The organism is Streptomyces smaragdinus, assembly GCF_009604385.1.
Classification (GTDB): Bacteria; Actinomycetota; Actinomycetes; order Streptomycetales; family Streptomycetaceae; genus Streptomyces; species Streptomyces smaragdinus.
Window position 1 is genome coordinate 39695 of sequence record NZ_WEGJ01000039.1, and the last position, 23120, is coordinate 62814.

20 protein-coding genes are annotated in these 23120 nt (G+C 72.3%); 13 read left to right on the forward strand and 7 right to left on the reverse strand.

All coding sequences use genetic code 11. From position 1 onward, the window contains the following. Positions 1–65: 65 nt before the first annotated feature. From SRB5_RS36810 to SRB5_RS30020, 4 genes are all read left to right on the forward strand, one after another. Entirely contained in the window at positions 66–3683 is a 3618-nt protein-coding gene (locus SRB5_RS36810) for an FG-GAP-like repeat-containing protein (RefSeq protein WP_228390554.1), read from the forward strand. Between the two features lie 297 nt (positions 3684–3980). Then, positions 3981–5537 (forward strand): FG-GAP-like repeat-containing protein, encoded by a 1557-nt coding sequence (locus SRB5_RS30010; protein WP_153456608.1) that lies wholly within the window; start codon positions 3981–3983, stop codon positions 5535–5537. Between the two features lie 19 nt (positions 5538–5556). Then, complete coding sequence (locus tag SRB5_RS37625; protein WP_153456609.1) at positions 5557–8580, forward strand: FG-GAP-like repeat-containing protein; 3024 nt, start codon at positions 5557–5559, stop codon at positions 8578–8580. Between the two features lie 86 nt (positions 8581–8666). Then, complete coding sequence (locus SRB5_RS30020; RefSeq protein ID WP_153456610.1) at positions 8667–10160, forward strand: amino acid permease; 1494 nt, start codon at positions 8667–8669, stop codon at positions 10158–10160. Between the two features lie 47 nt (positions 10161–10207). Here SRB5_RS30020 and SRB5_RS30025 read toward each other — a convergent pair whose 3' ends face one another. After that, positions 10208–10492 carry a hypothetical protein gene (locus SRB5_RS30025; RefSeq protein WP_153456611.1) on the reverse strand — a complete coding sequence of 95 codons (285 nt, stop codon included), beginning with the start codon at positions 10490–10492 and terminating at the stop codon, positions 10208–10210. Between the two features lie 117 nt (positions 10493–10609). On the opposite strand from SRB5_RS30025, the gene SRB5_RS30030 reads away from it, so the two are divergent. Continuing rightward, positions 10610–12898, forward strand: a complete 2289-nt coding sequence (locus tag SRB5_RS30030; protein WP_153456612.1) for a hypothetical protein — start codon at positions 10610–10612, stop codon at positions 12896–12898. 33 nt (positions 12899–12931) lie between these two features. Here the strand turns inward: SRB5_RS30030 and SRB5_RS30035 are convergent, their stop codons facing one another. The 3 genes from SRB5_RS30035 to SRB5_RS30045 are packed head-to-tail and all read right to left on the reverse strand — an operon-like array spanning position 12932 to position 14676. Further along, the gene (locus SRB5_RS30035) at positions 12932–13360 is read right to left on the reverse strand and encodes a hypothetical protein (protein WP_153456613.1); all 429 of its coding nucleotides are present in this window, start codon (positions 13358–13360) and stop codon (positions 12932–12934) included. A 4-nt stretch (positions 13361–13364) separates the two neighbouring features. Then, positions 13365–13766, reverse strand: coding sequence for a roadblock/LC7 domain-containing protein (locus SRB5_RS30040; protein WP_153456614.1), 402 nt, complete (start codon positions 13764–13766; stop codon positions 13365–13367). A gap of 22 nt (positions 13767–13788) precedes the next feature. Next, the gene (locus SRB5_RS30045; protein ID WP_153456615.1) at positions 13789–14676 is read right to left on the reverse strand and encodes a MarR family transcriptional regulator; all 888 of its coding nucleotides are present in this window, start codon (positions 14674–14676) and stop codon (positions 13789–13791) included. A gap of 299 nt (positions 14677–14975) precedes the next feature. Between SRB5_RS30045 and SRB5_RS30050 the strand changes: the two genes are divergently transcribed. Beyond that, positions 14976–15512 carry a DUF2690 domain-containing protein gene (locus SRB5_RS30050; RefSeq protein WP_228390555.1) on the forward strand — a complete coding sequence of 179 codons (537 nt, stop codon included), beginning with the start codon at positions 14976–14978 and terminating at the stop codon, positions 15510–15512. 22 nt (positions 15513–15534) lie between these two features. After that, positions 15535–16149 carry a dihydrofolate reductase family protein gene (locus tag SRB5_RS30055; protein ID WP_153456616.1) on the forward strand — a complete coding sequence of 205 codons (615 nt, stop codon included), beginning with the start codon at positions 15535–15537 and terminating at the stop codon, positions 16147–16149. Between the two features lie 6 nt (positions 16150–16155). Here SRB5_RS30055 and SRB5_RS30060 read toward each other — a convergent pair whose 3' ends face one another. After that, positions 16156–16992, reverse strand: a complete 837-nt coding sequence (locus SRB5_RS30060) for an undecaprenyl-diphosphate phosphatase (protein ID WP_153456617.1) — start codon at positions 16990–16992, stop codon at positions 16156–16158. A 119-nt stretch (positions 16993–17111) separates the two neighbouring features. Between SRB5_RS30060 and SRB5_RS30065 the strand changes: the two genes are divergently transcribed. The 6 genes from SRB5_RS30065 to SRB5_RS30090 all read left to right on the forward strand — a co-directional run bounded on the left by SRB5_RS30065 (position 17112) and on the right by SRB5_RS30090 (position 20985). Further along, positions 17112–17477, forward strand: coding sequence for a BlaI/MecI/CopY family transcriptional regulator (locus SRB5_RS30065; RefSeq protein WP_153456618.1), 366 nt, complete (start codon positions 17112–17114; stop codon positions 17475–17477). After that, entirely contained in the window at positions 17477–18388 is a 912-nt protein-coding gene (locus tag SRB5_RS30070) for a M56 family metallopeptidase (RefSeq protein ID WP_153456619.1), read from the forward strand. Before SRB5_RS30065 ends, SRB5_RS30070 begins: the two co-directional genes overlap by 1 nt. Positions 18389–18496: 108 nt before the next feature. Continuing rightward, complete coding sequence (locus SRB5_RS30075) at positions 18497–19003, forward strand: hypothetical protein (protein WP_153456620.1); 507 nt, start codon at positions 18497–18499, stop codon at positions 19001–19003. 65 nt (positions 19004–19068) lie between these two features. Then, the gene (locus tag SRB5_RS30080) at positions 19069–19752 is read left to right on the forward strand and encodes a polysaccharide deacetylase family protein (protein WP_153456621.1); all 684 of its coding nucleotides are present in this window, start codon (positions 19069–19071) and stop codon (positions 19750–19752) included. A gap of 90 nt (positions 19753–19842) precedes the next feature. After that, the gene (locus tag SRB5_RS30085; protein WP_153456622.1) at positions 19843–20235 is read left to right on the forward strand and encodes a DUF6153 family protein; all 393 of its coding nucleotides are present in this window, start codon (positions 19843–19845) and stop codon (positions 20233–20235) included. Between the two features lie 111 nt (positions 20236–20346). Beyond that, entirely contained in the window at positions 20347–20985 is a 639-nt protein-coding gene (locus tag SRB5_RS30090; RefSeq protein ID WP_153456623.1) for a DUF305 domain-containing protein, read from the forward strand. Positions 20986–21041: 56 nt separating this feature from the next. Here SRB5_RS30090 and SRB5_RS30095 read toward each other — a convergent pair whose 3' ends face one another. Together SRB5_RS30095 and SRB5_RS30100 are read right to left on the reverse strand one after the other, a co-directional pair. Further along, positions 21042–21791 carry an MBL fold metallo-hydrolase gene (locus SRB5_RS30095; RefSeq protein ID WP_153456624.1) on the reverse strand — a complete coding sequence of 250 codons (750 nt, stop codon included), beginning with the start codon at positions 21789–21791 and terminating at the stop codon, positions 21042–21044. Between the two features lie 36 nt (positions 21792–21827). Continuing rightward, a complete protein-coding gene (locus SRB5_RS30100) occupies positions 21828–22943 on the reverse strand; it encodes a MerR family transcriptional regulator (protein WP_323378723.1) in 1116 nt (371 codons plus the stop codon). Positions 22944–23120 lie beyond the last annotated feature (177 nt).

Below are 23120 nucleotides of genomic sequence, written 5' to 3' on the forward strand. Positions count from 1 at the left end.
CGTACAACCTCTGGCCAGAGGTATGTGTCTTGACCGTGTACGGCAGATTGCTATTGGGGAGGGTCATGAGTTTCTCGGTCGGGTTGCGCCGGAGGGGCGGCCTGCTGCTGGCCGGGGTCCTCGCGGCGGCGGCCTCGCTGCTGCCCGTGGGCGTCGCGAACGCCCAGGACACCGGCGAGGAGTGCGCGCCGCTCGCGGTCGCGGGCTTCGGGGATCCGGGGGCGGCCGTCGCGCGCGGGACGCTGGAGCCGGACGAGGCGGACTGTTTCACGGTGACGGCCGAGGCCGGGCGGCATGTGCTGCGGCTGACCGGGAGCTACGAGATGTCCGCCACGGTGGACGGGCTCAGCGGTGAGCCGGGCTGCTACGCGCAGCGGAACACGACCGGATGGTGCGAGCTCCCCGAGTCCCGCGCGTACACGGTGCACATCACCAGCCGGGACTTCCAGGCGGCGCCGTACGAATTCGCGATCACCTCCCTCGACGGCACCGACGGCTGCCACGCCGCGGACACCGCCTGGGACAGCCCGGCCGTCGAGATCACCCCGGCGACCGAGCTGCAGGTGGACTGCAGCACGATCCCCGGATCGGCCGGTGAGCGGCTCGACTCCTTCGCGACCTCCGAGGCGGCGCGGCGGATCGTCGACCCGAGCGGCGCCGAGGTCTGTGTACGGGACGACGGCGACGGCTGTGTGCTCCAGGGCGACGGGCCGTTCCGCGTGATCTCGTACGACGACAGCCCGTACACCCTGCGCGTCGGCAGCCTCTCCGACCCGCGCGGGTGTGCCACCGTGCGGGCCGGCTCCTACGGCACCGCGCCTGCCGGATCGACGACCACCAACCGGTGCCGGATGCTGAGCCTGCCCGACGCCGGGCGGTACGCGGTCGGGCCGGCCGACGCTGCCGTCGACTCCGAGTACTGGTCGGTCGTCTACGACGCGGACGGCCGGAAGCTGTGCCCGTCGGGCATCGCCTGGTGCGACCTGCCCTCCGCCGAGGGCAGCTTCATGCTGCTGCGTGACCCGTACTTCGACCGCGCGGGCACCGTCCTCGTCCCGGCGGCCGGGACGGCGGGCTGCGAGCAGGCCGGCGCCGGCACGTATCGCGGCGAGATCGGCAACCCCGGCGAGTGGGACTGCCTCGAGCTGTCCATGGGGCCGGGCGCCCGGATCGCCGCCGTACGTGACTACGACGCCGAGACGGAGCCGAACTACGAGGTCATCGACGGTTCCGGTGCCACGGTCTGCTACGAGGAGAACCTGCGCTACGGCACCTGCGCGCTGACCGGCGCCGCCCCGCACAAGCTGATCAGCCACGGCGGGCTCGGTGAGTACGGGCTGTGGGTGGCGCGTACGGACACGCCCGCCGACTGCGAACCGCTGCCCGCGGGCACCTTCGCCGACGGCTCGCCCTACGCGACGTTCACCACCGGCGCCGGGGTCTTCGCGGGGTGCGGGAGCATTCCGGCGGAGCATGCGTCGCGCGAGGTCCTGCAGTTCCGGGCGATGTCCGGGACAGCCGTGATGTCCTTCTCCGTGATCGACGGCAACGGCAAGCAGGTCTGCCAGCACTCCGGCGGCACGCAGGGCTGGACCGGCTGCGCGCTGACCCCGGGTCAGGCGCACACCATCGTGTACCAGGGGCGGAACTCGGCGGCCTCGTACCAGGTCACCCGCCGGGACATCACCGCCACCGCTCAAGGCTGCGCGACCAACCCGGCCACCGCCGTGGGCGGACCCTCGACCGGCGGCCCGATCGGGGACCCCGGCACCCTGGTCTGCCGCAAGGTCACCACGGCCGACGCCCGTGACGTGCTGCACCTCAACGCCCGCGACTCGCTGGGCGCGGCGAACGTCGTGGCCTTCGACAGCGCGGGGGTGGGCCGCTGCGACGCGAACCGGTCCTGCGCCGTCACCGGCTCCACCAGCTACCAGGTCCTGGTGACCGTCCCGTCATACCTCAAGTCCCCCGGCAGCTACCGGTTCGACGCCATGCGGATCGCGACCGAGGCGGGCCCCGTGGCAGAGTGCCCCAGGGTCCCGAGCATCAGCTACGGTTTCGGCCCGCTCACCGGCACCCTCGACGAGCAGCACACCGCCGTGTGCGCCAGCCTGGCCACGGACTACAACGACCGCTTCAACACGGACATCACCGACACCGCGGGCGGCACCGAGAAGGCCGTGCCCGCGCTGTACGACGAGTCGCTGGACAACGGCTGCTACAACTCCATGCCGGGCGGCTACCAGTGCTACATCAGTGAGCCGTTCGGCTCGGTCGCCAGCCCGAGCATCCTGGTGCTCGGCCTGCCGGAGAAGGTCTCGCAGACCGACTACCGGGCTGACTTCCTCTGCACCAGCGAGCCCTGCGGCACCGAGAAGCTCACCGTCAAGAGCGTCACCCCGACCACCGCCGCGGCCGGCACCAAAGCGACCGTCACCGTGTCGGGCACGGCGCTGCCGGACGACGCCCACGTCCAGCTCTACTCCAACGGGACGACCATCGTCGGTACCACGGTGTCGATCTCGCCGGACCGCACCAAGCTCACCGGCGAGCTGGATCTCACGAACGCCGCGGCCGGCAGCTGGTCCGTCAGCCTCGTCAGGCCCGGGTACCAGTACGGCCTCGGCTCCTTCGAGGTCACCCAGGCCGCCCTCGTCAACGTAGCCCGCCCGACGCTCAAGGGCTTCGCCCAGGTGGGCACGAAGCTCACCGCCCAGCCCGGGACCTGGCCGGCGGGACCCACGTCGTACACGTACCAGTGGAAGGCGAACGGCACCGCGATCAGCGGCGCCACGGCGGCCACGTACACCGTCCCGGCCTCGCTGCGGGGCAAGAGCCTGAGCGTCGCGGTGACCGCGCACAAGGCGGGCTGGCAGAGCGCGACCGCGGAGTCCGCGGCGGCGGTGGTCATGACGGCGCGGCGGGATCATCTCGTGCTCGACGGGTACGGGGACATGCTGACGCTGAACACCAAGGGGGAGCTGACGTTCCACCCGGCCACCGGGAAGGGCGGGTTTGCGACCACCGGGAAGGTGTCCGGGGCGGGCTGGGCCACGACGGTGAAGGCTGTGCCCTTTGGGGATGTCAACGGGGACCGGTGCAATGACGTGCTGGTGCGGTCCGGGGACACGCTGAAGGTGTACAAGCCCGCGTGCGGGAAGGCTGTCACGCCCACCACTGCGAACACGTCGCTGGGGACGGGGTGGTCGAAGTACAACCTGTTCACCTCGCCCGGTGACCTGACCTCGGACGGCCGCGCGGATCTCCTCGCGCGTCAGGCGTCGACCGGTGACATCTATCTGTTCGCGGCGACCTCGGACGGGAAGCTCGCGGCCGGGAAGAAGATCCGTACCGGTTGGGCGGCGTACAACCTGATGGCCGGGGCCGGGGACCTGAACGGTGACGGTCACGGTGACCTCCTGACCCGGCACACCGACGGGACGCTGTACTGGTACGCGGGGCTCGGGAACGGCCAGTTCAAGGAGCGGGTGAAGATCTTCTCCGGGTGGGGCGGCTCGTACACCTCGCTGGTCGGGCCGGGGGACATCACCGGCGACGGCAAGGCGGACCTCGTCGTACGGGACAAGAACGGCGTCCTCTACCGCAACAACGGCGACGGCAAGGGCAGCTTCTCGTCCAAGACCCAGCTCGTCACCGGCTGGACGTACGTAGCGCTCTTCTGACCGGCGAATCGATGGGCCCACAACCCCGCGACGGGGTTGTGGGCCCCCGGTGAGCCGAAGGGTTCCTGAACGCGTTCACCGAGTCTTCCCCCTGCGAGTGCGCGTTGTTAAGATCAGCGCACTCAGCTCGGAGCGGTCGAGAGTCCCCACACTCTCCCGCCGGTTTCCCCCACACCCCGCACTTCTCCTTCAGCCCCGCGCGGGCTGTCGCTCCACCGGCCCGGCGACTCAGTCACCGGTCGGCCGCGAGTGCGCCCCCCCGGTGCCTCGCCCCCTTTACGCAACCCGGGAGGGCCCGTGGGCCGTTCGTACCGTGCCGGACGCCGTGTCCGGCGGATCTCCGCCGTGGCCCTGGCCGCCGGCGGGGCGCTGGCCGGTCTGCTGACCGGCGGGGCGTCCACCGCGCAGGCGGCGGTGAGTGTGCCGTCGTGGCTGATGCCGATGTACTACGACAACCCGGGGGCGGGCACGTACCGGGCGTGTACGGGGATCCGGCTGACGGCCAGTCGTACGCTGGCCACGCCCGACTGCTTCACGGGCCGCAGCACCGCCAACACCGAGTGGACCTTCCAGCTGTCCAGCGGCCTGATCACCGGCGGTGCCGGCGGCCCCTCCTACCGTTCGCACCCGCAGTACAACTCCGCCACCCGCCTCGCCGCCGTCAGCGTGGCCGCGCACACGCAGACCGGTGTCTCGGGCGCACCGGTGCTGGCCTCGTCCGCCGACTCGACGCTGTACGCGGCCGGGGCGAAGGGGACGTTCTACTCCTGGGCCGGGCTCGACATGGAGGACGCGCCGCGGGTCAAGCACTCCGAACCGGTCGTGGTGAAGAGCGCCGCCGACTGCGCCACCCTGCTGGGCAAGGCGCTGCCGGCCGGCACCATGTGCACCGCGCCCGCCCCGGGGGCGCCGCCGGTCGCCGACGAGGACATGTGCCTCGGTGACGCCGGTGGCGCGCTCGTCGTCGGCGGCAAGCTCGTCGGAATCTCCGCCACCCCGGCCACCGGCTGCGCGAAGGGTAATGTCCGGCTCTACTCCCGGATCGCGTACTACCGGGCGCCCATCGTCGAGTGGAGCCGGGACGTCGATCTGGTGTACGCGGCGAGCCCCGGTTCGGTGCTGGCCCAGGAGCCGCAGTACATGGTGGACTGGTGCGACATCGACCCGAACGGCAAGCTCGCCGGCTGCTACGTGGACAGCAGCGGTTCGTGGATCAACTGGGACACGTACAACTTCACCACCCAGCTCGGTGACCTGGGCGGGGACGGCAACGGCGACATGCTCGCCCGGACCAAGAGCGGCAACCTGTACCGCCTCCCCAACCCGCAGGCGGACCTGGCGGACGGCTCCCGGACGCTCCTGGGCACCGGCTGGAACATCTACAACAAGATCCTGGCGACCCGTGACATATCCGGCGACGGTCTGCCCGACGTGCTGGCCAGGGACTCCGCGGGCCGGTTGTGGATGTACAAGGGCAAGAGCGACGGGAAGCTGGCCGCGCGTGTTCAGGCCGGTTCCAACTACAACATCTATTCGCAGATCGCCGGACGCGGCGATCTCTCCGGTGACGGGCGCTCGGACATCGTGGGGCGTGACTCGTCGGGTCAGCTGTGGCTGCACCGGGGTACGGGCAAGGGCAGGTTCGCGACCCGTACGAAGATGGGGACCGGGAACTGGAGCGGGTTCAACGCCATCGTGGCGAGCGGTGACATGGACAACAACGGCCGCCAGGACATCATCGCCCGCACCCCGGCGGGGGCGGTCTACCTCTTCAACGCCGACAACAAGGGCGCCTTCGACCCGCGACGTCAGCTGGCCGAGACCCGGTGGAAGAACTACACGCGGATCAGCTGAATACCGAGGGGGTTTTGCAGTGAACGTGATCAGACGTACGACCGCGGCCGCCGCGGTGGTCGCCGTGCTGTGCGGGGTGCCGGTCCTGACGCCGGTGGCCGAGGGCGCGGAGCCGGGGGCGGAGCTGGTGCTGAACGTGCCGCGCCTCAAGCATCCGCAGGTGAAGTTCGCCGCCGCGGGCGCCTCGGGCGTGCTGCACCAGCTCGAAGGTGCCGCCGCGTCGCAGTGGACGCGGTGGGACGGGACGGTCCGGGACGTACCGGCCACGGAGTACACGGCGGGCTCGGCGATCAGCCTGGCCGGCACCGACACCCGCCTGTGGTGGTCGGCGAGCCGGCTGCAGGCGGTGAACCTGGATACCGGCGCGCGCGCCGACTTCGCCCTGCCGGACGGGGAGACGTTCCTCCGGTCCTTCGGAACGCGGGTCCTCACCCGGTCAGGGGCCGCCGGCGCGTACGTGTACCGGCTCTACTCGGCCGACGTGGACCAGGCACCGGCCCTGGTCGCGGAGGTCGCGGGGCTGCCCGCCGGCACCCTCTACTACACCACGGCGGCCGACGAGCGCGAGGCGGTCATCAGGTATCTGGACCCGCAGTCCGTCTTCCGCTTCGGGCTCCTCGACCTGCGCACGGGTGCGTTCCGCCAGGGACCGCCTGCCACCGGTGCGACCGACGCCGTGCTGACCACGTCCCGGCTGGCCTGGTCGGCCACCGGCACCCGCGGCGTCCGGTGGGTCCCCCGGGACGATCCGCAGGCCGAGCCGAACACCGTGGCCTACACCGCCCCGGCCGACACGGGCACGGCCGTGCTCGGTGCTGCCGGGGAGGATCTCCTGCTCGGCTGGAACCTCCCCGACCCGCCCCGCACCGCCGACGGCTACGGCTTCCCGCTCACCAGACTCTCGTTCACCGGCGCCGCGCCGGTCCAGGTGCTGGCCCACGCCGCGCCCACCCTCGTGACCTCCGCCGACGGCACGCTGATCACGGCGGGAGGCCCGGACGCCGGTGACTGGGGGCTGCGCCGCGTTCCCGCCGACGGCTCGGCCCCGGTGCTCTTCCGCGACGTGCCGTACGTGCCGTCCAAGACCACCGCGCTGACCATGGCCGCGGGGGAACTGGTCACGAACCAGACCGACGCCAGTTTCTCCCCCAGTTACTACAGCCGCCGGATCAGCACGCAGAACGGCGAGCTGACAGCGGGCCCCGCGACGTATCTGGAATGGGTCCGCAACGACCCCGCCCGGATGCCGGCCACCGGCGACGGACGGCTGGTGAGCGCCGAGAGCTACGGCCCCGGCGAGGGCTACGTCTCCGCCGTTCCCCAGGGCAACGGAGGCTTCTACATCAGCTCCACCCAGGGCGAGGTCATCGACGCCACCGGCCGCTTCGCCGTCGTCAACGGCACCGACCCCGCCCGCCAGTACGTCGGCGACCTCGACGACGGCACCGTCTACGCGACCATCGAACGCGCCATCACACCCGCCTCCATCTGGGGCCCGAAGCTCTGGACGACCGGCACCCAGCCCGGAGTCCTCTACGCGATCGACGTCCCGGCCAAGAAGACCGCCGACACCGTACGCACCGCCGCCACCTGCGTGGCCACCGACGTCCAGGCCGTCGGCCGCTGGCTGTACTGGTCGTGCGGGCCCACCGCCGCGGCCGGGGTCTACGACCGTACGACGGGGAAGACCATCACCGTCCCGTCCGGACAGGCCGCGCTCGCCGACGGCTACCTGGTCCGCTGGGACGCGACGTCGAAGGAGCTCCGGCTCACGGACTTCGCCGACGGCACGGCCGAGACCCGGACCGTCGGGACCCTGAACGCCGGCGTCCGGGGCGTCAACTGGACGGTCGACAAGTTCGGCGGCCCGATGGCGTACCTCGCGGACGACGGCCGCGTGCACGTCGTACCGACCGGCGTCACCGCGCAGCCCGTGAGCGTGATCGACACCCAGGCGGACACCTCGCTGTCCGCGAAGACCGAGGCGGACTGGTGGGACGGCACCTGGATGCTGTCCAAGCCCGCCGCGTCCTGGACGCTCAGCCTGAAGAACCTGACCTCCGGCAAGGAGGTCCGCAAGCTCACCGGCGGCGCCACCGCGAACACCCGGATCACGACCCGCTGGGACGGCCGGACGGCGACCGGCGGCTACGTACCCAACGGCCGCTACTCCTGGACGCTCACCGCCCAGCCGGCGGACGGCGAGGGCGCCGCGGCCGTGAAGTCCGGCACGATGACCCTGTCCGGGGGCCTGGCCGTGCGGCACGACCACGTCGCCGGCGAGGTCGGCTGGCCGGCGGACGGCATCGGCGACATGCTGACGCTGAACACGCGCGGTGAGCTGACGTTCCATCCGGCGGACGGGAAGGGCAAGTTCTCGACGTACGGCAAGCAGTCGGGGGGCGGGTGGTCGACGTCGGTGAAGGCGGTGCCCTTCGGGGACGTCAACAACGACCGGTGCAGCGACGTGCTGGTGCGGTCCGGGGACACGCTGAAGGTCTACAAGCCGGGGTGCGGCAATGCGGTGAAGCCGACGACCGCCAACACCTCCCTGGGGACGGGGTGGTCGAAGTACAACCTGCTCACGTCGCCCGGTGACCTGACGTCGGACGGGCGGGCGGATCTGCTGGCGCGGCTGTCGTCGACGGGGGACATCTACCTGTTCGCCGGGACGTCGGACGGGAAGCTGGCGGCCGGGAAGAAGATCCGTACGGGCTGGGCGGCGTACAACTTCATCGCGGGCGCCGGGGACCTCAACGGCGACGGCCACGGAGACCTCCTGACCCGGCACAAGGACGGGACCCTGTACTGGTACGCCGGTCTGGGGACGGGCCAGTTCAAGGAGCGGGTGAAGATCTTCTCCGGGTGGGGCGGCTCGTACACCTCGCTGGTCGGGCCGGGTGACATCACCGGGGACGGCAAGGCGGACCTCGTCGTACGGGACAAGAACGGGGTGCTGTACCGCAACAACGGTGACGGCAAGGGCGGCTTCTCGTCCAAGACGCAGCTCGCGACCGGCTGGACGTACGTCGCACTGTTCTGACGTACGCGACGAGGGGCCCCGCATGACCGCACCCCTCTGAGCTGCGTGACGCATGTCACACCTCCGGCATGGGCATTGCTGGGGGCATGACAGCACACGACACCTCCGAACCGCCCGCTGCCGCAGCCGTCTCCGACGAGGAGCGGCTGCGGCAGCTCGGCTACACCCAGGTCCTGGCCCGCCGGATGTCGGCGTTCGGCAACTACGCCGTGTCGTTCACGATCATCTCGGTGCTCTCCGGCTGCATGACCCTCTACGGCTTCGGCATGACCACCGGCGGACCCGCCGTCATCACGTGGGGCTGGTTGGGCGTCGGTCTGATGACGCTGTTCGTCGGGCTCGCGATGGCGGAGGTCTGCTCCGCGTTTCCGACCTCCGCCGGGCTCTACTACTGGGCCCGCCGGCTCGCGCCGCCCCGGCAGGCGGCGGCCTGGGCGTGGTTCACGGGGTGGTTCAACGTCCTCGGGCAGGTCGCCGTCACCGCCGGCATCGACTTCGGGGCGGCGTCCTTCCTCGGCGCGTACCTCAATCTGCAGTGGGGCTTCACGGTCACCCCGGAGCGGACGATCCTCCTCTTCGCCGCGATCCTGCTGCTGCACGGGGCGCTCAACACCTTCGGCGTCCGCATCATCGGGCTCCTCAACAGCATCAGCGTGTGGTGGCACGTTATCGGGGTCGTGGTGATCGTCGGGGCGCTCGCCTTCACGCCGGACTCGCATCAGTCGGCGTCGTTCGTCTTCACCGGGTTCGTCAACGAGACGGGCTTCGGGAGCGGGCTGTACGTGGTGCTCATCGGGCTGCTGATGGCGCAGTACACCTTCACCGGGTACGACGCGTCCGCGCACATGACGGAGGAGACGCATACGGCGGCGGTGTCCGGGCCGCGCGGGATCGTCCGGTCGATCTGGACGTCGTGGGTCGCGGGGTTCGTGCTGCTGCTGGGGTTCACCTTCGCGATCCAGAGTTACGAGGGGGCGCGGGGGTCCGCGACGGGCGCGCCGCCCGCGCAGATTCTGCTGGACGCGCTGGGGGCGACGGCGGGGAAGGCGATGCTGTTGGTGATCATCGGGGCGCAGTTGTTCTGCGGGATGGCGTCGGTGACGGCCAACAGCCGGATGATCTACGCGTTCTCGCGGGACGGGGCGCTGCCGTACTCGCGGTTCTGGAGTCAGGTCAGTCCGCGGACCCGTACGCCCGTCAACGCGGTGTGGCTGGCGGCGGGCGGGGCGCTGGTGCTCGGGCTGCCGTATCTGTACAACTACACGGCCTACGCGGCGGTGACGTCGATCGCGGTGATCGGGCTGTACATCTCGTACGTCATCCCCACCGTTCTGCGCCTGCGTCAGGGCGATCGCTTCGAGCGCGGGCCGTGGCATCTCGGGCGTTGGAGCCGGCCGATCGGGGTGGTGGCGGTGGTGTGGGTGGTGCTGATCACCGTGCTGTTCATGCTGCCGCAGCTGTCGCCGGTCACGACGGAGACGTTCAACTACGCTCCGGTCGCGGTGGTGGCGGTGCTCGGGTTCGCGGCGGGGTGGTGGGTGGTGTCGGCGCGGCACTGGTTCCTGCGGTCGTCCGACTGAGCTGCCGGGCCTTCGGGACCGTGGTCCCGAAGGCCCGGGTGTGGGGGTCAGTCCGCCGCGGCTCGGCAGGCTTCCATGGCGACGACGGCCGGGACGTAGAGGCCGCGCAGTTCGGAGTAGCACAGATGCACGGCTTCCGGGCCGCCCACCGAGCCGACCAGGCAGGCGGCCTCGACCAGGTCGAGATCGGCTTCCGGGTTCGACTCCAGCACGCGGAAGAAGCAGGACATCGGGGAGGCGGACGCGGCCGGTGCTGTGGCCACCGCACCGCCCAGGGCGCCGGCGAGGGCGAGAGCGATGCCTCCGGCCGCGGCGATGACGCGCTTGAACATCGTGGTGATCCTTCCGTAGGCGATGGTTACGCAGAGCGGCTAAATGATCACACGCGGTCACGCTCCGTGGTGGCTGCGACGCGCCGGGTTGTCGGTCCCGGATGCCAGGATGGTCGTATGACTGACGCGGTGCTGGACGAGGCCCGGAAGCGGGCGCGGGCGGGGCGGTTTCCGGGGAAGGAGATCGCCGGTCATGTGCGGTGGTTGAGGGCTGAGTTGGGAGCGCTCGAGGCCTACGCGGAGTTCGGGGAGTTCTCCGTGGCGCGCGCCCAGGGCGGGGCCGCGCCGCCGCCCGATCTGGCGCGGCGGCTGCGGACGTTGGGGAAGGCCGCGGGGGCCGGGGTCGGGGAGGACATACGGGTCCTGGGGCGGGTGCTCGGTGAGCGGTCGGGGCGGGAGGCTTCGGACGGGTTCTTCGACGAGGCCGTGAAGCCCTTCGCCGCGTACGTGAAGGACGGGCAGGCCGTCGAGCAGGCGGTGCTGGAGCGGCTGGTGGGGCTGTTTCCGGAGGGGGCCACCGACGGCGGGGCGTGGCTGCGGCTGCTGCTGGCCGCCGGGGCGGTGGATGCCGTGGCCGAGGGGCGGGTCGTGCCGGTGGGCGGGGTCGCCGGGTGGGTGTCCTCGTACACGAAGCAGTACAACTACACGCGCGCCTCCGGGGGCGGCGTGACGAGGCAGCCGCTGCCCGGGGAACTGCTCGATGTCGTACGGGCGCTCGCGCCCCGGCTGCGGGCGGAGAAGCCGGTCGTCCTGCACGAGTCGCGGTACACCTACGCCAGCCGCGACGCCCAGCTCATGGACATCTGTCTGGAGCTGGACATCCGGATAGCCGAGGGCTTCGGCACCCTGAAGATCCCCGCCCAGGCCGACGCCCGCCGTGACCTGCGCCTGCTCGCCGCCCACCCCGTGTACGGACGGCGGCTGGAGGCGGATCTGTACGAGCGGGTCTCCGGCGGCGGTTCCTTCCGCCGCCACAGCGGTTCGGCCCTCACGCTGTGGCAGGGCACCCCCGAGCTGGACGAGCGGGTCGCCGAGCGCGTACGGGGGCATCTCGCCGACATACGCGGCGGCGGGCTGGCCCGCGCCGGGGACTCGCTGACCGAGCTCGGGCATCTGCTCGACGAGGCCACCCTCGCCGTACTCGACTGGGCGCCGGAGGAGTTGGCCCGGCTCAGCCCCGCCGGGGCGCTGGCGCGGACGCTGCGCGGCGGGCTGCCGTGCGAGCTGGGGTGGCCGGAGCTGGACGAGGCGGTGGCGGAGCTCTGCGCGGACGGGGCGTGCGAGCCGCGTGAGCTGACCGTGGGGGCGGTCTGGCCGGGGCTGACGGTCGCGTCGCGGACGCGGGCCATCGCGATCGAGCCGGGGCGGCGGGTGGCGGAGAGCGCGATCGAGATCCCGGAGGACGCACAGCCGCCGACAGTGCGCTACATCGACGGGGCGTTCCTGGTGAGCTGGCGGGAGGAGGAGTACGGGCCCGGCACGGGTTACTGGTCGGATGCCCCGGAGGAGACGTTCGCGCTGTCGCGCAGCGACCACGGGGACGCCATAGGCAGCCTCTACGGCCCGCTCGGGTACCAGTTCGCCACCATCGACGGTGCGGGGCTGTTCGACGGCACCCGAGTTCTCCGGCGCGGTGAACGGTACGGCCTCGGCGGCTTCGCCCAGCAACTGTCCGACGGACAGCGCTTCTGGTCCTCCGAGCTCCACCACGAGCGCAACGCAGACAAGGGCTGGGCGGAGTTCGATCCCGACACCGGTGAGCGGGGCGAGCCCGGTCTCCCCGACTTCTTCGCCGGCGGCCCCCCGGCCGGCCACATCTGGGACAGCGACCGGCTGAGTCTGGCCCGCCTCCCCGAGGCCGCCCACGGCTCCCCGCTCGGCCACCGGGACGGGCTCGCGGGATTCCGCGTCAGCTGTACGCGCGTACAGGTGCCGTGTGCGTACACGGTGGAGGGCACCGACGGCCGCCGTGCCGAGGCCGCCACCGCGGACGGGGTGCTGCGGCCGTGGGGTGTGCTGCGGATGCCGGAGGGCGGGGCCCAGGGGGTGGTCGCGGACTTCCGGCCGATCAGCTTCTGCGACGGGGAGGACCGGTCGCGGCTGTGGTCGGTGCCGGGGTTCGCGAGCGCCCGGCGGGGGCCGTTCGCGCTGCTCGGCGGGCCGATGCCGCCGCCGGCGTACTGGCACTTCCTGCGGCCCCGGGACGCCGCGTCGTCCCGCGCGCTGCGGGGCGTGGACGAGGCCAGGGCGGAGGCGCTCATGGCCGCCGGGACCGCGGACGCGGTACGTGAACTGCTGCCGGACGTACGGGATCCGCGGATCGCCGAGGGCGTGGCGGAGGCGGCGCGGGTGGCCGCGGGGTTCCTGCGGGGGGTGCGGGAGCTGGCCGAGAAGGTGAGCCGGTGACGGTCCGGCGGGCGGACCGTCACCGGGCCGGCGTCACAGCCGGTGGTCCTTGATCACCCGGCGGGCCTGGGCGAAGAGCATGCCGACGTTCACGGACTTGCGGCAGACGATCACCGCCACCACGTCCTGCTGCTCCGTCATCCGGACGAACAGGTGGGTGAGGTTGTCGCTGTTGACCAGGATCTCCTGGAAGTAGTGCTGGTCGCCGGTGACTCCGCGGCGCTCCTTGAAGACGTCCTCGATCATCACGACGGTGCGGCCCTGGAACAGGTCCAGGGTCGCCCCCGCCAGCAGGTCCAGGACCTCCGGCGGGTGGGTGTCGACGGTCTCGTAGGCGAGCAGCATGCCGGTGGCCATGTCGACCACACCGGCGGCGAGGCAGTCGGGGGCCTCGGACCGCAGGGTCTTGACGAGGCCGGTGACCTCGGCGGAGAAGTTGCGGGACGGTTTCTGTGTCGCCATTGCGTCATGCGCCCTTTGCTGTGGCCGGCTTGCCGGCGGAGTCGGTGAGTATGGATCCGATACGTTCGACGATCGGGCCGGACACCGCGTTGAGCCGGTCGACGTCCATGCCCTCGTCGCCGAGGACGACCATCAGCGCGGTGTCGCCGACGGCGTAGTACGCGGCGCAGCCGTGCGCCCCGTAGGTCACGGTGCGGCGGAAGCGGCCCCTGGCCGTCGCCACGCTGGTGCGCCGCGCCAGGCCCACGCTCGCGGCCGCCATCGCGGCCAGGCCCTCGGGCTCGATCGAGTTGGCGGTGTCCGCCGCGATGAGGAGTCCGTCGGAGGCGGCGAGTGCCGTATCCGTAATGCCGCTGACCTGCTGGCGCAGATCGCGCAGTTCCGTGGCCAAGGCCTCGTGATTCATGGTCCCCTGTTCGCCTCTCCTGCTACGTGTCCCGTGGCTGCCGGCTGTGCTGAGCTGGTCCCCCGTGGCGTAACCGGAAGAACCCTTTCCACCCCGGGGCACCGGCCCCGGGCTGTCTGCGGGGCAGGCCGTCCCGGCGGTCGGGCGTGCGTTCCCCCACGTCCGGGGCCTCGCGCGGGCGCAGTTCGTACGCCGCCGCCCGCACCGGGATCGGGGCGGGCGCGACGTCCTGCGCCAGGACCCCGTCGGCGAGCATCCGCGCGATCTCGACGGTCACCGGGTACACGCCGCGGCCCACGAGGAAGGCGAGGTCCCGCGCGGTGCGCCGGCCGTCGGCGTGCCGGACGATCTCCCGCCGCAGCACCCCCAGCACGGCCACGCCGCCGGCCGGCCGGGGCCGCTCGCGCCACGGCACGACGGGGTACGGCAGCGCGGCGAGCGCACGGATCTTGCGCGCCGCGTCCTGCAGCAGCCGTGCCGGGAGCTCACCGGGCTCCACCGGCGCGGACGGCTCACCGCCGGGGTCGTGGCCGACGCCGTCGACCTGCCCCACGGTCATCGCGAACACCGCGTCCCGCATCGCCATCAGGCACATCACCCGCAGCTGCGCCGCCCCCAGCGCCCCGCGCGCGACCAGCATCGCCCACGGCGGCCGCGCCCCGCCGGACTCCCGCAGCACCGCGTCCCACACGCCGGCGTCGATCCGTCCCGACCGCAGCAGCAGCGCCTCGGGCCCCGGTGCGCCCGGGCTCTCCGCCGCCACGACCAGCCCGTCCCGCAGATGCAGCACGCCGCCGGGGGTGCCGACGACCAGGACCCGCCCGGAGTACCGCTCACGGGCGCAGGCGGCGAGGGCGCCCGACAGCAGGTCGTGTCCGGCAGAAACCCGGACCGCCGGTAAACCCGCCATCACACTCCCGCCCCAGGTCGCGCGCAACGGCGCCAATCGCCGCGTGACTTGAGAGCGCAGCGTAGCTTCGGGGTCGGCGTCCGGTCTGAATATTCGATAAACATATTCACGCGGGGGTAGTGAGGTGGTATTGGCCCCTTCCGGTGGTGATCACCCGTTTCCTGGCGGCGGTGTTGTCGTTGCGTGTGTCAAAGACGCTGGTGGGGCGCGCTGTTGTCGGCCGGTAAGCGCTCGCTGTGCCGCTCCTCCGGCGCGACAGGAAACGGTCCCGGCGGGACCCCGCGAGCAAGGCGAACCACATGAGCACGAACAGCACCGGTTCCAGCACGGCGACCGACCCTTCGACGCGGCGCAGCAAATGGCTCAGCGGTCCCGCGGCACTGGCGTACGCGGTGGCCGTCGCCGGGGCGATCGTGGCCGCGGTGGCGAGCCCGCTCGGGGACGTCGCGGTGCGGTCGTGGCTCGAGGAGCCGGCGTGTCCGGGGGACGCGTGCGACGACAAGAACCCGAAGACCGAGGGCTGTGCGGGGGCCGAGTCCGGGACGTTCATTCCCCCCGACAACCCGGCTGATCTTCGGATCCGATACAGCGAGGACTGCCACGCGGTGTGGGGGACCGCCAAGAGGGGCCACAAAGGGGACATGGTTACGGTGAAGGTGACCGGTGGGGCCGAGCGCTCCGCCGTCATCGCTTATCACTACGACGTCTTCACGAGGATGATCAAGGTCCCGGACGGCGACTTCTCCGTCCAGGCCTGCGTGATCCCGAAGCCAGGTGGCGCGAGCACCTTCAAGGGGTACTGCATCGACGCGGACCAGGACACCACCTGGTCGTGAACGCCCGCCGAGAGGAACGAGCATGAAGCTCACCACCGTCACCAACATCTCCCTGGACGGAGTCACCCAGGGCCACCGCCGCATCGACGCGGGCGGCCACGTCGACGACCCCGGGTTCGAGCGGTACGGATGGGGGCCGCCGCTGCTCGACGACGAGGCGTCCGCGTTCATCGGGGACACCTTCCGGCGGGCGGACGCGTTCCTCCTCGGCCGGCGGACGTACGAGATCTTCGCCGGCTCGTGGGGCGCCGGCATGGAGCCGGGGAATCCCGTCGGGGACGCCCTGAACGCGCGGCCCAAGTACGTCGCGTCGAACACCCTCGGTGAGCCGGCGTGGGCGGGGACGACCGTGCTGAGCGGTGATGTCGAAGGGGCCGTCGGGGAGCTGCGGGCCTCGGGAGGCGGCGAGCTTCAGGTCTGGGGGAGCGGGACGCTGATCCGGTGGCTGCTCGCGCGGCGGCTGGTCGACGAGATCGTGCTGCTGACCTACCCCGTGGTCGTCGGACGGGGCACCCGCCTCTTCCCCGCCGACGGCCCCGACCTCGGGCTCGAGGCGGGCGACCTGCGGTCCACGCCGAAGGGGCTCACGATCCAGACGTACCGCGTCACCGGCCGCCCGGCGTACGAGAGGGACTGACCGGACTCAGGCGTCGACCGTACCCGTGGCCAGCAGCCCGAACAGCAGCACCGCGATCGCGACCCGGTAGATCACGAAGGCGTTGAACGAGTGCTTCGCGACGTACTTCAGCAGCCACGCGATCGAGGCGTACGCGACGACGAACGACATCGCGGTCCCCACCACCAGCGGCGCCGCGCCCACCCCGGCACCCACGGCGTCCTTCAGCTCGTACAGGCCCGCGCCCGTCAGAGCGGGGATGCCGAGGAAGAAGGAGAGGCGGGTGGCGGCGACCCGGTCCAGGTCGAGGATGAGCGCCGTCGACATCGTGGCGCCGGAGCGGGAGAAGCCGGGGAAGAGCAGCGCGAGGATCTGCGAGCTGCCGACCAGCATGGCGTCCTTCAGCGTGGTGTCGTCCTCCCCGCGCTTGTGGCGGCCCATCTGGTCGGCGGCCCACATCAGACCGCTGCCGACGAGGAGCGAGCCGGCGACCACCCACAGGGAGGCCAGCGGGCCCTCGATCAGCGGCTTCGCGGCGAGGCCGACCACGACGATCGGGATGGTCGCGTAGATGACCCACCAGGCGAACTTGTAGTCGTGGTGGTGGCGCTCCTCGCGATGGGCGACGCCCCGGAACCAGGCGGAGACGATCCGCACGATGTCCCTGAAGAAGTAGACGAGCACCGCCGCGATCGCCCCGACCTGGATCACGGCCGTGAAGCCGACCACCGAGGTGTCGTCGACCGGGATGCCCATCAGGCCCTCGGTGATCTTCAGATGGCCGGTGGAGGAGACCGGCAGGAACTCCGTCACTCCCTCGACGACGCCGAGGACGGCGGCCTGGCCGATGCTGATGGCACTCATCCGGTGTCTCTTCCTGCTGGGCGGGCGCGTGGCACACTCGGGGAAAGCGGCGGAGTTTTTACACCGCCGTAGAAGTTCTACACGACTGTAGAAGAACGTGGGAGGGAACGGCAAACCCCATGACCGACCAGGGACGGAAGCTGCCCAACGGCGCGCGCGAGGCCGAGATCCTCGGTCTGCTCCAGCGGGCCGAGGGCGCGCTCACGCCCGGCGAGGTCGCCGAGCGCCTGGGCGGGGAGCCGGCGTACAGCACGGTGGTGACGATCCTCACCCGCATGCACGCCAAGCAGCTCCTCACCCGCACCCGCCGCGGCCGGGCGTACGCCTACGCCCCCGTCACCGACGACCCCGGCTTCGCCGCGCGGCGGATGACGTCCGTGCTCGAGGAGCGGTCGGACCGGCGGGCCGTGCTCACGCGGTTCGCCGACGGGCTGTCCGACGGAGACGCGGAGCTGCTGCGCGAGCTGCTCGGGCCGGACGTCTGATGCGCGTCGCCGTCTATCTGCCGCTGCTGCTGTCCGTGCTGGCGCCGTTCGGGGCGCGGTACGTGGCGGAGCGGTGCGAGCCGCGGCTGGCGACCTGGCTGCTCACGGCGTCGGCCGTGATCCTGGGGGCCGCCGGGACCGTGTCGCTGGGGTTGCTCGCCGTCGCGGGGCTGCTCCGGCTTCCGTGGCTGGCGGACCTCGGGCACTGGTCGGCGCCGATGGCGCAGCGGGACAGTCCCGCCGAGCTGTCCGTCTCGCTGCTCGCCGGGCTGGGGCTGGGCGGCGCCGTGGTGATGGCCGCGCGGATGCTGTGGCGGCGGGCCCGTACGCTGGCCGCCGCCGCGCTGGAGGCCGCGTGCCTGCCGGTACGGGACGGGCTGGTCGTCGTCGAGGACGAGACCCCCGACGCCTTCGCGCTCCCCGGGCTGCCGGGGCGCGTCGTGGTCTCCACCGGGATGCTGCGCACCCTGGACGCCTCCGAGCACGCCGTGCTGCTGGCGCACGAGCGGGCCCATCTGACCGGTCACCACTACGCCTTCGTGGCCCTGGCCCAGCTCGGCGCCGCCGCCAACCCGTTCCTGCGGCCCCTCGCGGCGGCCGTCGGCTACACCGTCGAGCGGTGGGCGGACGAGAGCGCCGCCGCGGTGACGGGGGACCGGGTGCGGGTCGCGCGCGCGGTCGGGAAGGCGGCGCTGGCGGCGCGTCACACGCGGGGGCTCGCGCTCGGGATCCGCGGGCTGCGGGGGGCCGGGCCCGTACCGCGGAGGGTGGCGGCGCTTCTCGCGCCGCGGCCCGTGCGGCGGCCCGTTCTCACCGCCGTCGCGGTGGCCCTGCCCGCCCTCGCGGTGGTCTCCGGCGTGGAGGCCGTACGCGACCTGCACCTTCTGCTGGAGGCCGTCGGGGCGGGCTGAGGACCGGCTTGCAGATGTGAAGACCATCGGTATAGTTTCGGGCGCTCGTCAACAGACAGCGTCTGAACTCCGCCCTGTCCGGGCGTAGTTGTACCGGGGGATTCCTACATGAAGATGCGCCATGTCCGTGCCGTCGCGATCGCCGGGATCGTACTCATCACGCTCACCGGAGCCCGGCGTTCGCACGGTGGCAGCTGCGACGACGACAACTCGGGCTCCGGCTCCTCCGGCTCGCACTACAACGGCTCGAACGACGACTACGGCACCAGCGGCTCCACCACCGGCGGCTCCCGCACCACGCCGCGGTCGCACCAGGCGAAGAGCGACGTGAAGGTGAAGGACTGCCACGACGATCATTCGACCGACCAGGCGTCCGGCACCGTCGTCATCAGGAACGCCACCGGCACGGACTACACGTACGACGTCCAGGTGGGCTTCCGCAGCTCGGACGGCGAGGCGACGGCCGACGGCTCGGTCAGCGGCTACCTCGTCGCCGCGCACGAGACCGCGCAGGTCCCGGTGGGCGGCGGCTTCGGCTACCGCGGCGAGGACGGGTCCTCGGACATTCCCACCGACTGCGCCGTCGTCTCCGCGACCCGCACCGAGGCCAACTGAGGGAGCGGCCGGGCGGTGAACGGGTGCCGTTGACACCTCCGTTGGTCTAGGCCAATGTTGGCGCCATGCTGATACGTCGCCACGCCCTGCGCGCCGCGTTCACCTCCCTCGTCCCCCTCGCGCTCCTCGGTGTCCTCACGGGCCCCGCGGACGCCGCCGGGGCCGGCTGGCCGGAACCCGCCCCGGTGATCACCCGGGTCGAGACCAAGGCCCCGGTCGTCTTCATCACCATCGACGACGGCTGGACGCACGACGCCGCCGCCGCGAAGCTGCTGCTCGAGCGGCACGTCCCCGCCTCGCTGTTCCTGCTGCCGGGCGCGTACTCGTACGACGCGGGCTACTTCCACCAGTTCCTCGACCAGGGGCCCTCCCGCGTCGAGAACCACACCGTCGACCACCCCGACCTCAGGCAGCTCGACGAGGCCGGTCAGCGCGCCCAGATCTGCGGCGCGCGCGACGCCGACCTCGCGGAGTTCGGGGACAGTCCGCGGCTGATGCGCCCGCCGTTCGGGTTCTGGGACGAGACGACGCGGACCGTGGCCCGCGCCTGCGGCGCGAAGGCGGTCGTCGGCTGGACGCACGACCTGACGACCTGGACCGAGACCCCGGCGATGCCCGAGCTGAAGGCCGGGGACATCATCCTGCTGCACTTCACCGGCGGGCTGGAGCAGGACCTGCGCCGGGTGCTGGACGCGGCCGGGGCGGCGGGGCTGAAGCCGGCGCCGCTGCGGGACTACATCCGGGACTGAGCCCGGAGGAAGCGGGGGCGGGGGGCTCACGCCGCGGATCCCCCCGCCGACGCGGGTCCGGCCCGGCGGGACGATCCCGGAGCTCGTAGCATGGGGGCCGTGACCTTCGCCGTGCGGTTCCCGCGCCGGCGCCCCGGTGGGCGTTGGCTCGTGGTGCTGGCCCTGGTCGCCGGGGTGCTGGGGATGCACGGGCTGGCCGTCGGGCCGGTTTCCGCGGCGCACGCCGGTGAGGGGCACGCGGTGGTCATGGGGCACGAGGCCGCGGCGGCCTGCCCGTACGTGACCGGGGACGCCGGGCGCGTGCATCACGCCGACGGGACCTGCGCGGCGGCCGGTGTCGGGTCGCCGTACACGCCGCCCGCGCTGCGGGGCGCCCTCGATCCTCCGGCCGTCCCGGTCGCCGGTGTACGGGGCGAGGGCACGACCGACGTGTGGGGGCGGGCGCCGCCCGACCTCGCCGAGCTGCAACTCCTGCGGATATAGAGCGGCCCGCATCGGCAGATCCGCCGAGCGGTGCCGGTGCCTTCGCGCGTTCTCGTTCCCGTATCAGCGCATGCCCGTGCGCGGGCTGCGTTTCGCAAGGAGTTGCAGCAGATGAAGACGTACCTGATCCGCCGTACCGCCGCCGCCGTCGCCACCGGCGCCCTCGCCCTGGCGCTGACCGCCTGCGGCGGCGACGACCGCGCCGCGGCCACCGACGACTCGCCGTCCGTGGCGGCCACCGCCACCGTGGGGAAGAAGGCGAAGCCGGGGAAGCACAACGACGCCGACATCGCCTTCGCCCAGGCGATGATCCCCCACCACCGCCAGGCGGTGCGGATGGCCGCACTGGCCGCCGACCACGCACAGTCCGCCGAGGTCAAGGCCCTCGCCGCGGAGATCCAGAAGGCGCAGGGGCCGGAGATCGAGACGATGTCCGGCTGGCTGACCGCCTGGGGCGTCGAGGTGCCGGAGGGCGCCATGGACCACGACATGGGCTCCATGGAGCACGGCGGTGAGACCCGCGGCATGATGAACCCGGCCGAGCTGGAGGCGCTGGAGAAGGCCGAGGGGGAGGCGTTCGACCAGGCCTTCCTCGACCTGATGATCCGTCACCACGACGGCGCGGTGACGATGGCCCGTACGGAGAAGTCCACCGGCGCCTACACCCCGGCCACGGAGCTGGCCGGGCGGATCGTCACCTCGCAGACCGCCGAGATCGAGAAGATGGACGGACTCCTCGGCCGGGACTGAGCGGTGTACGAGCTCTGACCCCGGTCCGCGGGGGTGCCGCGCGCGCCCCCGCGGGCTCAGAGCGTGAACTCCCCTCCCGGCTCCAGCAGACGGAGCCGGGAGGTCAGCCCCGCCGCCTCGAACGCCGGGGCGAGGGTCGGGCGGGTCTGGGTGAAGTGGGCCCAGTGTTCGAAGTGCAGGGGGACGATGTGCGCCGCGCCCAGGATGCCCGCCGCCTCCGCCGCCGCCGGGCTGGACAGCGTGAGGTCCGCGTCGCCCACCAGGGGGGTGCGGGCCGCGCCCGCGAAGAGGACGGCCACGTCGATCGCGGGGAAGCGGTCGGCGATCGCCCGTACGACGTCGAGGGACGCGTTGTCGCCGCTCACGTACACCGTCGGCCGGCCCGCCGCCTCCAGGACGAACCCCGTGACCTCGCCCACCAGGGGCTCGCTGCCGTCGGGGCCGTGCTGCGCCGGGACGCCGGTGATCCGTACGCCGTCGAGGTCGTACGAGTCCCAGTTCGCCAGCACCCGCACCGGATCCCCCAGCCGCTCGCGGGCGGAGGCCGTCGACAGGACCAGCGGGGCGTCCAGCGCGTACGAACGCCCCGCCCTGTCCAGATTGTCCGGGTGCTGGTCGTGCGACAGCAGCACCGCGTCCACCGCTCCGACCTCCGCGGCGGACCGCGCGGGTCCGGCGGTCTTCGCCAGCTTGCGGTCACCGATCGGGTAGTCGCCGGGGGCGTCGAACGTGGGATCCGTGAGCAGGCGCTTCCCGCCGTACTCCAGGACGGCGGTGGGGCCGCCGAGATAGCGGATGATCGTCATGTCCGGGGCAACGAGTCCCGGACCCGGACGTATTCCCTACGCCACGATCAGCCGCAGCCCCAGCTCCGCCGCGCCCAGTGCCGTCAGGTCCCGGTTGCGCTCCGCCCAGCGCCCCGACGCCAGATCGTCCCGCAGCGCCTCCACCGCCCGCCGCTCCGCCCGCGGCCCGACCCGCGTCCACACCGACACCGCCCGCCGGACGTGCTCCTCCAGATACGCCTCCGGCCGCCGCCAGTACGCCTCGAAGAACCCGTCCGCGCAGTCCCACGGAATCAGCACCGGCTCCGCGCTCCCCCCGACCGCCGCCGTCAGATCCGCCAGCGACGGCCAGTCCACCAGCAGCTCCCCGAACTCCGGCAGATAGTCCCGCGTCAGCCAGAACCGCTCCGTGCGCCCCGGATCACACGCGTCGTACGTGAACACGACCACCCGCCGCGCCACCCGCTTCATCTCCCGCAGCCCCGCGATCGGATCCGCCCAGTGGTGGACGGTGCTGAACGCCATCGCGGCATCGAAGCTCTGGTCCTCGAACGGCAGCTCCTCCGCCGACGCCGCCACACACGGCGCCGCCCCCGCCGGCCGCTGCGCCCGCATCACCGCCGACGGCTCCACCGCCGTGACCGCACGGTCGGGGGGCTCGTACGAACCGGTCCCGGCCCCCACGTTCAGCACCGTCCGGGCGTCACCCAGGGCCTCCCACACCTTCGCGGCGATCCGCGGCTCCGTGCGCCGGGTCGCCGGATAGTCGGAGCCGATCCGCTCGTACAGCTGGGCCCCGAACACCTTCAGCTGCTCCTCCGGCGTCGTCCTGATCCCCATGGCCCGTGCCTCCAGTTCCCTGTCGATGGCCGCGACCGTCGCCGCCGCGTGGTCCCGCCGCGCCAGCAGCAGCCTCCGCAGGCGGCGCAGATGCGCGACCGCGTCGGTGGCCGGGTCGTCGACGAGCGCCGCGATCTCCCGCAGCCCGAAGCCCAGCCGCCGGTAGGCGAGCACCTCCCGCAGCCGCTCCACGTCGTGCGCGGCGTACGCCCTGTACCCCGCGGCGGTGCGCGCGGAGGGGCGGACGAGGCCGATCTCGTCGTAGTGGTGCAGGGTGCGGACGGTGACGCCGGCGAGACCGGCGACCCGTCCCACGGTCAGGTGCTTTTCCACGCGGCCGACTATGCGGCATCACGTCGCGTGAGGGTCAACGTGTGCGTCGCGTGCGGCTGCCGGTCAGGTGTGGCGGCCGTAGCCGGTGCGGCCCCAGGCCGTGGTCGGCTGCTGCGGGGGCGGGGCCTGGGGCGGCGGGCCCTGCGGTGGGGCGGACACCCCGGGCGGGGGCGGGTA